The sequence below is a fragment of the Chromobacterium sp. Beijing genome (assembly GCF_021496765.1).
In the GTDB taxonomy this organism is placed as follows: domain Bacteria; phylum Pseudomonadota; class Gammaproteobacteria; order Burkholderiales; family Chromobacteriaceae; genus Chromobacterium.
In genome coordinates this window covers 1274727-1288917 of record NZ_CP053750.1, presented here as the reverse complement: position 1 = coordinate 1288917, position 14191 = coordinate 1274727, and the positions used below count along the sequence as shown (strand labels likewise).

Sequence of the window (14191 nt, the reverse complement as noted above, 5' to 3'; positions counted from 1 at the left end):
CCCGCCTCAGCCCGCCGGCTGACGCGCGCCGCGCGTCGAGGTGCGGCCCGAGTTCAGATAGCCGGCGATGTAGTCTTGCGACACTTCGCCGTTGTAGCGGCCGTCGTCGTCCAGCACCGGCATCCAGGTCAGATTGTGCTCGTACAGGCGGGACAGCACCACGCGCAGGTTTTCGCCCGCCGCCGCGGTCACGCTCACCGGCTTGATCTTGTCCGCGCACACGCCGTCCGCGCCGCGCGCGTCGCGGCGCCGGACAAAGCCCAAGGGCTGTCCGTCCGCGTCCACCACGGTCAGGTGCATCAGGTCGTTGTCGTCCATCAGGCCGTAAGCGGCCGCCAGCGGCGTGTCCAGCCGCGCGGTCAGCGTTTCCTGCTGATCCGCCACCTCGCCGGCCTGCACCAGCAGCAAACGCTTGAGCGTGCGGTCCTGGCCGACGAAGCTGGCGACGAAATCGTCCGCCGGACGCGCCAGGATCTCGTCGGAGCCGGCGCACTGCACCATGCGGCCCTGGCGGAATACGGCGATGCGGTCGCCCAGCTTGATCGCTTCGTCGATATCGTGGCTGACCAGCATCACGGTCTTGCCCAGTTGGCGCTGCATTTGCAGGAACTCGTTCTGGATCTGTTCGCGGTTGATCGGGTCCACCGCGCCGAAGGGCTCATCCATCAGCAAGACCGGCGCGTCGGCCGCCAGCGCGCGGATTACGCCGATGCGCTGCTGCTGGCCGCCGGACATCTCGCGCGGATAACGTTGCAAGAAGCGGTTGGGGTCCAGAGCCACCATGCTCATCAGTTCGCGCGCCCGCTCGCGGCAGCGCTTCTTGTCCCAGCCCAGCATCCGAGGCACCACGGTGATGTTGTCCTCGATGGTCATATTGGGGAACAGGCCGATCTGCTGGATCACGTAGCCGATCTGGCGGCGCAGCGTCACGCTGTCTATGCCGGCGGTGTCCTCGCCGTTGATCAGCACCTTGCCCGAGGTGGGCTCGATCAGGCGGTTGATCATTTTCATGGTGGTGGTCTTGCCACAGCCGGACGGGCCCAGCAGCACGCAGATTTCGCCTTCCGGCACGTGCAGATTGACCTTGTCCACCGCCTGGAAGACCTGGCCGTTTTTCTGGGTAAATTGCTTGCAGAGATTTTGCAGTTCAATCATCAACGAATTCCTTTCGGGGTCAGCGCGCGCTGAGCGCGCAGCAACAACCAATCCATCGCGACGGCGAGCACGCTCACCGCCACCGCGCCGGCGATCAGCTTGCGAATGTCGCTCTGGCTGATGCCGTGCAATATCAAAGTGCCCAGGCCGCCGGCGCCGACGATGGCGGCAATCGCCATCACGCCGATGTTCAGCACCACCGCGGTGCGGATGCCGCCGAAGATCAGCGGCGTGGCCAGCGGCAGTTCCACCCAGCGCAGGCGCTGCCAGAAGGTCAGGCCCAGGCCGCGGCCGGCTTCTCTCACGCCGGGCTCCAGATGGGTCAGCGCGGTGTGGGTGTTGCGCACGATGGGCAGCAGGGAGTACAGGAAGGCGGCGGTAATGGCCGGCACCGCGCCGATGCCCTGCCCGATCATGGAAAACAGCGGCACCATCAGGCCGAACAAGGCGATGGCCGGAATGGTCAGCACCACGGTGGCCAGGCCCAGCACCAGGCCGGCCAGCGCCTGAAAGCGGACGATCAGCACGCCCAGGGGCACGCCCAGCACCACCGCCAAACCGACGGCGATGCCCACCAGCCTCAGATGTTGTTCCGCCAAGGCGGCGATTTGCGGCAGGTCTTGCCAGATGAACTGGCAGGTTTGCAATAGGGTTTCCATGCGGCCTCCTTTAGATCAGGCCGCGCTGGCGCAGGAATTCGCTGGCGACTTCCTTCACCGGACGGTGTTCGATGTCCACTTTGGCGTTGAGCTCGGACATGGTGTCGTTGTCCAGCAGCGCGGCCAGCTTGTTCAGTTCCTCGGCCAGGCCGGGGTTGCGTTCCAGCGTGTCGCGGCGCACCACCGGCGTGGCGGCGTAAGCCGGGAAATAGCCCATATCGTCCTGCAGCACCACCAGGTCGAAGCCTTTGACGCGGCCGTCGGTGGTGTAGACCAGGCCGGCGTCGACGAAGCCGTCGCGGATGGCGTTGTAAACCAGGCCCGGGTCCATCTGGCGGATCTGCGGCCGGCTCAATTCCATGCCGTACAGCTGCTGCATCGGCTTGAGGCCGTCCGGACGCCCGGCGAACTCCATGTCGAAGCCCAGCTGCCAGCGTTTGGACGAACCGTTGTTTTCATTGACCCGCCGCGCCAGATCGGACAGCGTGCGCACGCCCTCGGCTTCGGCGCGCACGCGCTTCATCGCCAGCGCATACGTGTTGTTGAGCGGAGCCGGGTTCAGCCAGATCAGCCCCAGGGGCTCGTCCAGCTTCTTGACCGTGGCGTAAGCCTCCTCGTTGCTCATTTTCTTCTGGATGCCGTGATGGATGATCAGGCCGGTGCCGGTGTAATCCCACACCAGATCCAGCTGGCGGTTTTCCAGCGCGTTGCGCAGGATCACCGTCGCCAGGTCCGGCTTTTGCGTGACCTGGTAGCCCTTGCTGCCCAGGTACTGCGTGGTGATGTCGGACAGCAGATGCTGTTCGGTGAAGTTCTTGCTGCCCAGCACCAGGCCGGCGGCGAAGGCCGGCGCGGCGGTCAGCAAGGCCGCCAGCGTCAGCGCGCGGCGCGCCAGCCGACGCCAGGGCGAAAAGGAAAGTGCTTTTGTCATAGGGGTCCTCCGTGCGAGCGCCCGCCGGAACGGGCGACAAGGGGGTTCGAATCAGGCCAGGCCGCGGGCGGCGGCCAGGCGGCCCAGGCCGGCCAGCGTCAGGTCCAGCGTCAGCGCGATCAGCGCGGTGCCGCCGGCGCCCAGCAGCAGCGCGGTGTGGTTGTTCAGGTAGATGCCGGGGAAGATCAGTTCGCCGTAGCTGCTGGCGCCGATCAAGAAGGCCAGCGGCGCGGTGCCCACGTTCAGCGCCAGCGCCACCCGCACGCCGGTCAGAATCACCGGCAAGGCGTTGGGCAGCTCCACCCGCCACAGCCGTTGACGCGGGGTCATGCCCAGCGCGTCGGCGGCCTCCAGCAAGGCCGGCTGCAGGCCGGCCAGGCCGGCGTAGGTATTGCGCACGATGGGCAGCAAGGACGCCAGGAACAGCGCCACGATGGCCGGCGCGTCGCCGATGCCGACCAAGGCCATCGCCAACGCCAGCACCGCCATGGGCGGCAGGGTGTTGCCGATATTGAAAATCTGCATCCAGTGCTCGGCGCTGCCCCGCAGCCGCTGACGGCTGAGCAGCACGCCGCTGGGCAGGCCCACGGCGAGAGCCAGCGCCATGGAGACGCCCACCAGATAGAGATGCTGCCGGCCCAGGTAGATCAGATCTTCCCGGTACTCGGTCCATACGGCTGGGCTTACACCGTAAATCAATCCCGCCGCCGCTACGGCGACCAGGATCAGCCCGATCATGCTGCGCTTGCTAAACGCTCTTTTGTGCATCTGCGTCCTCCTTGGCGAAAGCAATGGCCGGCAAGGCCACGGCGATCCGCTGTAATGATCGCGACAACTAGAGAGCTGCCAGTAAATAGACGTCCGGCGCGGGCCGGACATGAGGTGCGTTTAAGGCGAGGCTCGACGGCGCGAAACCGTCGATTTTGAGTGGCGCGGTGTGCGCCTGATGAAAAACCTAATAAGTTATAACACTGTTTGTATCGAACATGCAAATTTTCTAATGTACTTCGCCGCACTTGACAGACAAGGACAAGGCATTGAAAACGCTTTATTTCTTTCCGTTCACGCCAAACCAAATGGATAAGCCGGCCGCGCTCCGCCGCTCCGCCCTATAAGGAACGCGCGCGGCGCCGTCCCAACGGCCACTTGCCCCCTTCCCGCCCCCGGCCCACAATGCTCTGTTTCGCCCATTGCAACAATCACGGCAAAAAACATGGATCGATTGCACTTGATGACCGTATTCATCGCGGTGGCGGAAGCGGAAAGCTTTGCCGGCGCGGCGCGCAAGCTGGGCATGTCCCCGCCGGCGGTGACGCGCGCGGTGGCGGCGCTGGAGACGCGGCTGCAAGCCCGCCTGCTCAACCGCAGCACCCGCCATGTGCGCGTCACCGAGGCCGGCCAGCGTTATCTGGAGGACGCGCGCCGGGTGATCGCCTCCGCGGACGAGGCGGACGAAGCCGCCTCCGGCGGCAAGGCGCCGCCGCGCGGTTTGCTGACCGTCACCGCGCCGGCCTTGTTCGGCTTGCGCTACGTGATGCCGGGCATCAACGACTACCTGCGCCGCCATCCCGAGGTGACGGTGGACGCCTTGCTGCTGGACCGGGTGGTCAATCTGCTGGAAGAAGGCGTGGACGTGGCCATCCGCATCGGCGAACTGCCGGACTCCAATCTGCGCGCCCTGCGCGTCGGCCAGGTGCGGCGGGTGGTCTGCGCGTCGCCGGCCTATCTCGCCGAGCGCGGCGTTCCGCTCACCCCGGCGGATTTGCAGCGCCACGCGCTGATCGCCTCGCGCGGCGTGGGTTCCTGCCACGAATGGCGCTTCAGCGACGGCGGCAAGCCGCTGAGCGTCCGCCTCAAACCCCGGCTCACCGTCAGCAACAACGAGGCGGCCATCGCCGCCGCCGCGGCCGGACTCGGCGTCACCCGTCTGCTGTCTTATCAAGTGGCGCCGCAATTGGCCGCCGGCCAACTGCTGCCGCTGCTGGCCGAATACGACGACGCCAGCCAGCCCATCCACATCCTGCATCAGGAAGGCCGGCTGGCCTCGGCCAAGACCCGCGCCTTCATCGAACTGATGGCGGAGCGGCTGCGCGGCCATCCCGAGCTGCGCTAACGCCATCGACATCGCCATCCCCCACAAGGAGATTCATCATGTTGACCCCGCTTCAAGACAAAAACGTTCTCATCACCGGCGGCACCGCCGGCATCGGCCTGGGCCTGGCGCGGGCCTTCGCCCGCGCCGGCGCGCACGTCACCATCAGCGGCCGCAGCCGGGACAAGCTGGACGCCGCGCTGGCCCGCCTGCGCGCCGACGGCCTGAACGCCGTCGGCCGCGTCGCCGACGTGGCCCGTCCCGAGGACGTGGCCCGCCTGCTGGCGGACACCGCCGCGTCCAACGGCCTGGACGTGCTGTGCTGCAACGCCGGCATCTTCCCGTCCGCGCCGCTGGAGAGCATGAGCGCGGAGGAATGGGATCAGGTGCAGCACACCAATGTGCGCGGCAACTTCCTTTGCGTGCAGGCGGCGCTGCCCTATCTGCGGCAGGCCGAGTACGGCCGCGTGATCCTGACCTCCTCCATCACCGGCCCGGTCACCGGCTACGCCGGCTGGAGCCATTACGGCGCCAGCAAGGCCGCGCAACTGGGCTTCATGCGCAGCGCGGCGCTGGAGCTGGCGCGCGACGACATCACCATCAACGCGGTGATGCCGGGCAATGTGCTGACCGAGGGGCTGCGCGAGCTGGGCGAGGACTATCTGGACAAGATGGCGGCGGCGGTGCCGCTGCGGCGGCTGGGCAGCGTGGACGACATCGCCAACGCCGCGTTGTTCTTCGCCAGCAAGGAGGCGGGCTTCATCACCGGCCAGACCCTGATCGTGGACGGCGGCCAGGTCTTGCCTGAGTCTCTGGACGCGCTGACCGGCTAGCCCTGGTAGACATCCGGCCGGTGCAGCTCCATATAGCGCTCCGGGTGTTCCAGCGCGGCGAAGCCGAAGGGCCGGTAGACCGCGTGGGCGTTGGAGGTCACCAGCACGATGCGACGCAGCCGGGCCAAGGCCGGCTCGGCCGCGACGCCGCGCATCAGCTGCCGCGCATAGCCGCGGCCGCGGTGCTCCGGCGTCACGAACACGTCGCACAGATAGCCGAAGGTGGCCAGATCGGTCACCACGCGGGCGAAGCCCACTTGCCGCCCGTCCAGATAGGCGCCGAAGCACAGCGAGCCGGCGATGGCCTGCTCCACCGTGGCGCGCGAAATGCCCTTGGCCCAGGGCGCGTGATCGTGCAAGAAGGCGTGGATCAGCGCCAGGTCCAGCCGGTGCTTGTCGGTGGAAATCTCCAGTTCTGCCTCCTTCATCGCGGCGCGGTCCTCTTGTTCAGTTGGACGGCCAGCCAGCCGCGCGCGGCGTCCAGTTTGCCGGCGTAAGTGTTCAAGGCCAGCGCGGCGACGATCAAGGCCGACGCGACGATGCTGAGCGCGTCGTAATGTTCATGCAGGATCCAATAGCCGCCCAGCAGGCCGAAAACCGGGCTGAGCAGCGAAAACGGCGCCACCAGCGTGGCCGGATACAGGCTGAGCAGCTTGCCCCAGCTGCCCAGCGCGAACAGGGTGCCGACCAGGGCCAGGAACAACAGCGCCAGCGTGGCGGTCCAGCCGAAGCCGGCCACGGCGCTCCAGGCCGCCGCCGGTCCGCCCTCCAGCGCGAAGGACAGCAGCAGCAGGGGCAGCGGCGGCACCAGGCTCATCCACACGGTGAAGGCGAACATGTCCACCTTGCCGGCGCGCTTGAGCTCCACATTGCCCCAGGCGAAGCCGGCCGAGCCGATCAAGGCCAGCGCCAGCGGCAGCAAGGGCAAGGCGTCCTGGTAACGGGCGTAGCCCAGCAGCAAGACGCCCAGCAACGCCAGCGCCATCACCGCCTTTTGCAGCCGGGAGCGCGTTTCGCCCAGCAGCAGACTGGCCAGCAGCAAGGTGATGAACACCTGCAACTGGGCCAGCACCGACACGATGCCGGCCGGCATGCCCAGCTTGATGGCGGAAAACAGGCCGGCGAACTGGATCACGCCCAGGCACAGCCCGGCGCGCAGATACCAGCGCCAGGGCAAGGACGGCCGCGTGAACCACCAGGCCCCGACCGCGAACACCACCACGAAGCGCAGCGCCGCCAGCAAAAGCGGCGGACACTCGGTCAGCCCTATCTTCACCACGATGAAGCTCAGGCCCCAGATGGCCGCCACCAGCACCGCCAGCAATACGTGTCGTATCTTCATGATGTCGTCGCCTCTTGTTCCAGCGCGGCGATGGCGCGCCGGCAGGCTTCCAGGAAAAAGTCCAACTCGGCTTCCGCCACGTTCAAGGGCGGCAGCAAGCGCAGCGCGGCGGCGTCGTGCGCAGCCGGCACCGTCAGCACGCCTTCTTGCAGCAATTGCAGCCACAGCAGACCGGCGGCGCCCTCGCCCAGCCGGTCTTGCGCCGCCGGGCCGGCGCGCAGCGCCAGCATCAGGCCCTGGCCCTCCAGCTCGAAGCCCTCCAGCCCGGCCTCCCGCCAACGCCGCCGCAAGGACCGGCCGCTCTCCCGCGCCCGCGCCGGCGCGTCCAGCTGGCGCAACAGCTCCAGCATGCGCAGGCCGCAGCTCAAGGCCAGCCGGTTGCCGCCGAAGGTGGAGCCGTGGATTTTGGCGCAGCCGGGCCGGGCGAACACCGCCTGGTAAATGTCTTGGCGGAACAGCAGCGCCGACACCGGCAGCACGCCGCCGCTCAGGCCCTTGGCGACAATCAGCAGGTCCGGCGCCGGCGCGCCCAGCGCCTGATAGGCGAACCAGGCGCCGCAGCGGCCCAGGCCGGACAGCGCCTCGTCGTAGATCAGCCGCGCGCCGTGGCGGCGGCACAAGGCGGCCAGCTCGGCCAGATCCTCGCCGCGCCAGGCGCGCGCGCCGGCGCTGCCCTGCACCGGCTCCAGCAGCACCGCGGCCACGTCGCCGCGCGCCAGCTCCGCCGCCGCCGCGGCCAGATCGCCCCAGGGCAAGACCGCGCAGTCCTCGCGCCGCGGCAGGCCCTGCCGCCAGAAATCGCCGCCGGCCAGTTCGGTGGCTTCCAGGGTCAGCCCGTGAAAGCCGCCGTCGAAACTCAAGGCGCGCCGCCGGCCGCCGGCCATCCGCGCCAGCTTCAGCGCGCCCTCCACCGCCTCCGCGCCGGTGCTGGCGAACAGGGCCTTGCCGTCGGCGAAGCCGGCCAGCGTCAGCAGCGCCGCGGCCAGATCGCCGGCCAGGCCGGAAAAGCCCAGCGGATGCAGATTGGGCGCGGGATCGAACAGGTCTTCCGCCAGGCCGGACAGCAGCGCCCGCGGGCGATGTCCCAGCGCCGCCGCGCCGTAGCCGGCGACGAAGTCCAGCCAGCGCCGGCCGTCCTCCAGCCGCAGCCAAGCGCCCTCCGCCTCCAGCGGCCGGGCGTCCAGCCCGCACTGCCTCAGCGTTTCCAGCCAGGCCGGATTGACGCTGGCGGCGTAGGCGGCTTGCGTCGCCGCGCGTTCAGCCGGCGACGGCATAGCCGTCCAGCGAGCAGACGGCCAGCTGCGCCTGCGGACCGTAGAAGTCCGCCACCTGGTCCATCGCCCGCAGATTGAGCTCCAGCAGATACGCCAGATTGGCCTCTGCGCGCTGCTGCGTCCGCGGCGACAAGGCGCTGATTTCGCGGAAGAACAGCCGGGACAAGGCGGCGTGGTTGAGCTCCAGATTCAAATCGTCGTGGCGCTTGGCCACGCGCTGGTAATCGGCGCGGAACTCCACCAGCGACTCCAGCCGCTCGTGCACCGGATTGTCCACGCCCAACATGCCCTCGGTGACCATGATGGAGCTCAGATAGCCGATGGGGTCGTAACGGCCCAGCACGGTGAAGGCGTCGACATAGGCCTGGAACAAGGGCAGCGGCAGCGCCTGGTCCAGCCAGGCCGGCGGCACGCCCAGCGCTTCGCAGGTGGCGCGCTCGTAGACTTCGTGGCCCAGCTCCTCCTGGAAATAACGGTAGACCCGTTGCTTCAGCGGGCTGCGCAGCCGCTTGGTCATCAGCGGCGCGATGATTTCCACGAAGCGCTGGGTGACGTGGTATTGCTCGATGAACAGGCCTTGCACCAGGGGCCGAAGCCGGCGTCGTCGGCGTTCACCCTGCGCACATAGCGCGATTCGCCCAGCTCGGCCAGGCCGTCCAGCGCAAACTGCTCGGCGCGGCGCATGAAGTTGACGCCGCTGTCCACCGCCGAGGCCGGCTCGCGGCAGAGGAGCCGCCGCCGCGCCTCAGGCTTGGGCGCCAGCAGCAGCAGATCCACCAGGCACAGCGCATAGGCCTCCAGATGCGCCGGGCAGTAAAAGCCCTCGCTGGCCGGCATCTCCGCCGCGCCGGCCTCGCGGCGGCTGAGCCCGACGAAGCCGGCCCCGTCGGCGAAGCCGTTGAGCACCCGCCGCCACAGCGTCAGCGCCTGCGGCAGATTGTCGGCCAGGTACAGCTTTTGCAGATAGAAGGTTTGCAGCGCGAAATTGTCGCGCCACTCCGGCGCGCCCGCCTCGTCTATGCAAAAGGCGTCGGCCTGCGGCGCCGGCTCGTCCAGCAGGCGCAGCATGTTCAGCACCACCGGCGCGTAAGCGCCGCGCGCCGCGCCGGCGGTGGCCGCCAACAACTTGTCCACGCAGCGGCGGCTCAGCGCCTCCCACTGCCGGCGCTGCCGCTCCAGCGCCGCCGGGTCCGCCGGCGCGTCGCGGATCAGCGACAGCGCGTCCAGCTGTTCCGCCAGCGACAGCTGCCAGGACGGCGCCGATCCGGCGTGGATGTCGAACCAGATTTCCGCGTCCGGATTGGCCATCGCCAGCACGCTGTCCAGCACCCGGCCGCCGTCCACGCCGGAAAACTGGATTTCATACTCCTTGGCGTCCGCCGCCAGCACCACGGTCTGGCCGTCGTCGGCCAGATGGGCGCTGAAGGGCACCAGGTGGGGCGCGCGATAATGAGTGACTTGCCAGGCTTCCATCGTTCTCTCCTTGGCTGCCGTCTCGAAGACTACTGCGGGGGATTACAAATAGAGCCGCGGCATCAAGGCGTCCGGCCGGCTGTAGTAATCGACGATTTCCTCGTCCTGCAGCGCCATGGTTTCTATGGTCAGCACCAGGTTTTTCTCCACCACCAGCAGCTCCTCGCGGCTGATGGCGCTGATGTCCTGCAGCAGTTCGGAGGTGATGTCGTCGTGCCCCAGCGTATCGTTGAGGTAGGCGTGGCGCAGCAGCGGCTCCCAAAAGCCCTTGTCCAGTCCGGCGCGTTCGCAACAGCGCACCAGCGCGCGGTTGAACTCGTCGCCGGGCATCTCGAACAGAAACAACACGCTCTTGAACGACAGCAGATGCTGACGCGCGAACACGCCCAAGGCCGCGCACAAGGCGAAGGTGGACGGCAGGGGCTGCAGATGGTCCAGGCCCTCCACTTCCATGTCCACGCTGGCCAGGCTCTCGGCCAACATCTGATCGTGATCCAGCTCCGACACCAGGAAGCGCTGGATGCTGCGCTGGTTCTGCCGGCTGTCCGCGTGCGACAGCGCGGAGGCGATCAGGCCCGGCGCCGCGCGCACCAGGTAGTAATACTCCAGCGCGTAGCCGATCAGCACATTGCGCGGCGCGCTGCCGTCGGACAGCATGCCGTACAGCCTGGAATGGCCGCGCTTGCGCATCGCCCTTTGCGCCAGATTGCGCAACCGGGTGTTGAACTCGCAACCGGACAGCGCGTCGTCCGGCAATTCGAAGCTGGCCTCGGTCACCAGGCCCAGGCGGTCCAACTCCTCCAGCAGGCCGGGAATCGTCCCCGCCAACTCCGGATGGGCGGCGCGCAGCGCCGACATGCTGGCCGGCGCGCGCTGCAGATCGTCCAGCAGGGCCAGCAATTGCAGCCGCCCTTCGTCGGCCACTTGCAGATCGCAGGACTGCTCGCGGTACAGCAGGGCCACGCCGCCGTCCTGCGGCTGGATTTCCACCCCGGGCCGCAGCGCCGGGTAACGAAACAGATCATGGGTGCCGGGGCCGTGCATAATGCCTCCTCAGTAATGCTCGATGCGGCGCAGCAAAGTGTCGGCGTGCAGATAATGCCGCCAGACCGCGCTGTAGAAAGCGTCGTAGAGCTCGACGAACAAATGGGTTTGCGCCAGCAGGCGCCGCGCCGTTTCCTGATCCACCACCGGGATCTGCGCGAAGATCTTGCGGGTCAGGCTGCCGTGCTCGCCCTTCAGATTGATGTCCGAGTGCGCCTTCACCGGGCGCAGGAAATCCGCGTCCACGCCCAGCCGGTAGGCGGCGTCCAGGAAGGAGTCCTGACGGATGTCCTTGCCTTCCAAAATGCCCAGCGTGGTGAAGAAGAACAGCGGATCGTTGTGCGACCAATAGGCCAGCGCATTGCACAGCGCCATGGTCTGCGGCAGCGGCACGGCGTGCGCCAGGTCTTCGCGGCTGATGCCGATACGGTTCAAGGCCTGCAGCAGCAGCTCGTCGTGGCCGTACTCCTCGGCGAAGAAGGCGTTCATCGCCAGCCGCGCCTGGGTATTGGGCACATAGGACAGCACCGGCGCGTCGAAATAGCTTTCGCGGAACAAAAAGTGATAGTTCTCTATCACCATGCCGTGGAACACCCGCTCCGGAATATCCCCCGGCTGGCTGGCGTTCTGGCAATGGGTCCAGAACGGATTGCGGTACAGCGTCTGGTAGAGCAGGCGGTTGGACAGGTCCTCCACCTCCAGCAGCACTTCCAGCCCGGTCTTGCCGCGCGCCGGCGCCAGCGGGCGGATCACGCCGTAGTTTTCCAGGCTGACCAGCAAACGACGCACCTCGTCGGCGGACTGGCGCGGCAGGAGGCGCTCCGCGTCCCGCTGGCTGCAGCCGCCGGCCAGGCGCGCCATCAGCGCGCTGACCTCCTCCGTGCTGGCAAGACCCGCGGAAATCTCCAACTCCTCGTCGCCGGCGGTTTTGACCACCAGCGGCGATTGCGAAATCACATCGCCGTTCAGGCAAAAACGAAGATCGGACGGATGGGACACAAAGGAGTCTCCTCTTAAAGATGAGCGCGGCCGCCGGCAAGCCGGCGGCGCGGAATCCGGATCGGCCCAGGGCTTTGCGCCTGAAACGGCGGCCCCGTTCCTACCCGATTACAAGTGGACCGGCACCAGGACCGGACGCGGATTGCGGGGTTTGACCACAACCACCGCTTCTTGCGTGCTGGCTTGCATTTGGCTCTCCTTGGCTTAAGAGAAAACAAAAACGCCCTTTTGCAGGCCTCCCTATCTTATGCCTGCCGCCGCAATGCAGAAACGCCTGAAAACTGACACAAATAACTGTTTTTAAATATCATTCTTAAAATGCGCCCAGCTCGTCGAAACGAAAATCTCAAATGCGGGCGCGCTTACGCCGCAGCGCACGATTGACGCCGGGGCAACAATCTATATGCTGGCAGGGTCTTCCGTTCCCGCCTTAGTCGCTTGAATCCGGCATCAAACGGGCATCCCAAACGCATGCCGGGCCGCCAAAACGGCGGGAATCGGACAGATGAACAAATAGAAAGCCCCCAAGGGCCTGCCAAGCACTCATGAAGAAGGCGTCCGCGCCCTTCACCGCTCTGCAAATAGGGAAATAGCAATGAGAAAGATCCAACCGCAATTGTTGGCCGCGGCCTGCTGCGCCGCTTTCGCCGTCTCCGTCCAGGCCGCCGGCACCCTGGTCTACTGCTCCGAAGCCAGCCCGGACGGCTTCGACTCCGCCCAATTCACCTCAGGCACCACCTTCGACGCGGCCGGCCACGCGCTGTTCGACCGCCTGGTGGGTTTCGAGAAAGGCTCGACCAAGGCCATTCCCAGCCTGGCCACCTCCTGGAGCGCCTCGCCGGACGGCAAGGTCTACACCTTCAAACTGCGCCAGGGCGTGAAGTTCCACACCACCGACTATTTCAAGCCGACGCGCGACTTCAACGCCGACGACGTGGTGTTCACCTTCATGCGCATGTTCGACAAGAACCACCCCTTCCGCAAAGCCTACAACACGGAATTCCCCTACGCGGTGGACACCGGCCTGGCCAGCAACGTCAGCGCCGTGGAAAAAGTGGACGCGCAGACGGTGCGCTTCGTCTTGAAAGCGCCGGACGCCGACCTGGCGATCAAGATCGCCATGCCCTTCGCCTCCATCCTGTCCGCCGAATACGCCGAGCAGCTGCTCAAGGCCGGCCGCGCCGCCGACATCAATCAGAAACCGGTGGGCACCGGCCCCTTCATCTTCAAGCGCTACCAGAAGGACGCCCAGATCCGCTACGCCGGCAACAAGGCTTACTGGGACAAGAGCGCGGTGAAGGTGGACAATCTGGTGTTCGCCATCGCCACCGATCCCTCGGTGCGCTACCAGAAAATGAAGGCCGGCGAGTGCCAGATCATGTCCTATCCGCGCCCCAGCGATCTGGCGGTGATGAAGACCGATCCCAAGCTGAAAATGCTGACCGCGCCCGGTTTCAATATCGGCTACCTCAGCTACAACCTGGACAAGCCGCAGTTCCAGAAGCGCGAGGTGCGCCAGGCGCTGGACATGGCGATCAACCGCCAGGCCATCATAGACGCGGTCTACCAGGGCCAGGGCCAGGCCGCCAGCAACCCCTTCCCGTCCTCGCTGTGGTCCTACAACAAGAGCCTGAAGAACGCGCCCTATAATGTGGCCGCCGCCAAGGCGCTGCTGGCCAAGGCCGGCTACCCCAACGGCTTCGAGCTGAGCTTGTGGGCGATGCCGGTGCAACGGCCGTACAACCCCAACGCCAAACTGATGGCGGAGATGATCCAGTCCGACTGGGCCAAGATCGGCGTCAAGGCCAAGATCGTGTCCTATGAATGGGGCGAATACCTGAAGCGGATGAAGCGCGGCGAGCACGACGCCGGCCTGATGGGCTGGACCGGCGACTACGCCAGCCCGGACAACTTCCTGGGCGTGCTGCTCAGCTGCGAGGCGGTGAACGGCTCCAACTACTCGCGCTACTGCAATAAGGAGTTCGACGCGCTGATCATCAAGGCCCGCACCCTGAACGACCAGGCCGAGCGCGCCAAGCTGTACTCGCAGGCGCAAACCCTCTTCAAGCGCGATCTGCCGTGGACCACCATCGCCCACTCCATCATCAATCAGCCGATGCGCAAGGAAGTGAACGGCTTCAAGATCAGCCCCTTCGGCGATTATCAGTTCAGCGGCGTCAGCGTCAAATAAGTCATCAAGTCTCCAGCGGGCGTCGCTTTGCGGCGCCCGCTTTTTTTCCGCTCCCTCGCAGGCCCAGCTTCAAGCCCTTCCCCCAAACAACCCGCTTTATTTTTCCTCATAAAACAGATAATTAATAAATTTATTTTATAAGCCAAGCAAGCAAAACCGCCTGACTTCATCCAATGAGCCGCATTTGATTGAGCTCAA

At 66.4% G+C, this 14191-nt stretch carries 14 protein-coding genes; 3 read left to right on the top strand and 11 right to left on the bottom strand.

Features of this window, described 5'->3' with window-relative positions; genetic code table 11:
- Positions 1 to 6: 6 nt before the first annotated feature.
- From HQN78_RS06165 to HQN78_RS06150, 4 genes are read right to left on the bottom strand one after another with little or no spacing between them, the layout of a single operon-like run.
- The gene (locus HQN78_RS06165; protein ID WP_107799048.1) at positions 7 to 1155 is read right to left on the bottom strand and encodes a betaine/proline/choline family ABC transporter ATP-binding protein; all 1149 of its coding nucleotides are present in this window, start codon (positions 1153 to 1155) and stop codon (positions 7 to 9) included.
- The gene (locus HQN78_RS06160; protein WP_107799047.1) at positions 1155 to 1814 is read right to left on the bottom strand and encodes an ABC transporter permease; all 660 of its coding nucleotides are present in this window, start codon (positions 1812 to 1814) and stop codon (positions 1155 to 1157) included. Before HQN78_RS06160 ends, HQN78_RS06165 begins: the two co-directional genes overlap by 1 nt.
- A 10-nt stretch (positions 1815 to 1824) precedes the next feature.
- Positions 1825 to 2745: a glycine betaine ABC transporter substrate-binding protein gene (locus tag HQN78_RS06155; RefSeq protein WP_227103200.1), complete on the bottom strand. Its 921-nt coding sequence runs from the start codon at positions 2743 to 2745 to the stop codon at positions 1825 to 1827.
- Positions 2746 to 2796: 51 nt separating this feature from the next.
- Complete coding sequence (locus HQN78_RS06150) at positions 2797 to 3513, bottom strand: ABC transporter permease (protein ID WP_107799045.1); 717 nt, start codon at positions 3511 to 3513, stop codon at positions 2797 to 2799.
- A gap of 445 nt (positions 3514 to 3958) precedes the next feature.
- Between HQN78_RS06150 and HQN78_RS06145 the strand changes: the two genes are divergently transcribed.
- A complete protein-coding gene (locus tag HQN78_RS06145) occupies positions 3959 to 4858 on the top strand; it encodes a LysR family transcriptional regulator (protein WP_235088557.1) in 900 nt (299 codons plus the stop codon).
- Between the two features lie 38 nt (positions 4859 to 4896).
- Positions 4897 to 5670 carry a 3-oxoacyl-ACP reductase FabG gene (gene fabG / locus HQN78_RS06140; protein WP_235088556.1) on the top strand — a complete coding sequence of 258 codons (774 nt, stop codon included), beginning with the start codon at positions 4897 to 4899 and terminating at the stop codon, positions 5668 to 5670.
- Here the strand turns inward: fabG and HQN78_RS06135 are convergent.
- Genes HQN78_RS06135 through HQN78_RS06105 form a run of 7 tightly spaced genes read right to left on the bottom strand, consistent with a single transcriptional unit; the run spans position 5667 to position 11802 of the window.
- Positions 5667 to 6098 (bottom strand): GNAT family N-acetyltransferase, encoded by a 432-nt coding sequence (locus HQN78_RS06135; protein ID WP_227103203.1) that lies wholly within the window; start codon positions 6096 to 6098, stop codon positions 5667 to 5669. The genes fabG and HQN78_RS06135 overlap by 4 nt on opposite strands.
- A complete protein-coding gene (locus HQN78_RS06130; RefSeq protein WP_227103205.1) occupies positions 6095 to 7012 on the bottom strand; it encodes an EamA family transporter in 918 nt (305 codons plus the stop codon). The genes HQN78_RS06135 and HQN78_RS06130 overlap by 4 nt, the downstream gene beginning before the upstream one ends.
- Complete coding sequence (locus HQN78_RS06125) at positions 7009 to 8286, bottom strand: aspartate aminotransferase family protein (protein ID WP_235088553.1); 1278 nt, start codon at positions 8284 to 8286, stop codon at positions 7009 to 7011. Before HQN78_RS06125 ends, HQN78_RS06130 begins: the two co-directional genes overlap by 4 nt.
- Entirely contained in the window at positions 8270 to 8869 is a 600-nt protein-coding gene (locus HQN78_RS06120; protein WP_235088549.1) for a hypothetical protein, read from the bottom strand. The genes HQN78_RS06125 and HQN78_RS06120 overlap by 17 nt, the downstream gene beginning before the upstream one ends.
- Entirely contained in the window at positions 8803 to 9759 is a 957-nt protein-coding gene (locus HQN78_RS06115; protein WP_235088547.1) for a hypothetical protein, read from the bottom strand. The genes HQN78_RS06120 and HQN78_RS06115 overlap by 67 nt, the downstream gene beginning before the upstream one ends.
- A 42-nt stretch (positions 9760 to 9801) precedes the next feature.
- Complete coding sequence (locus HQN78_RS06110; RefSeq protein WP_235088545.1) at positions 9802 to 10803, bottom strand: hypothetical protein; 1002 nt, start codon at positions 10801 to 10803, stop codon at positions 9802 to 9804.
- Between the two features lie 9 nt (positions 10804 to 10812).
- Positions 10813 to 11802, bottom strand: coding sequence for an iron-containing redox enzyme family protein (locus tag HQN78_RS06105; protein WP_199225850.1), 990 nt, complete (start codon positions 11800 to 11802; stop codon positions 10813 to 10815).
- Positions 11803 to 12397: 595 nt separating this feature from the next.
- On the opposite strand from HQN78_RS06105, the gene HQN78_RS06100 reads away from it, so the two are divergent.
- Positions 12398 to 13993 (top strand): ABC transporter substrate-binding protein, encoded by a 1596-nt coding sequence (locus HQN78_RS06100; protein WP_107799037.1) that lies wholly within the window; start codon positions 12398 to 12400, stop codon positions 13991 to 13993.
- Positions 13994 to 14191 lie beyond the last annotated feature (198 nt).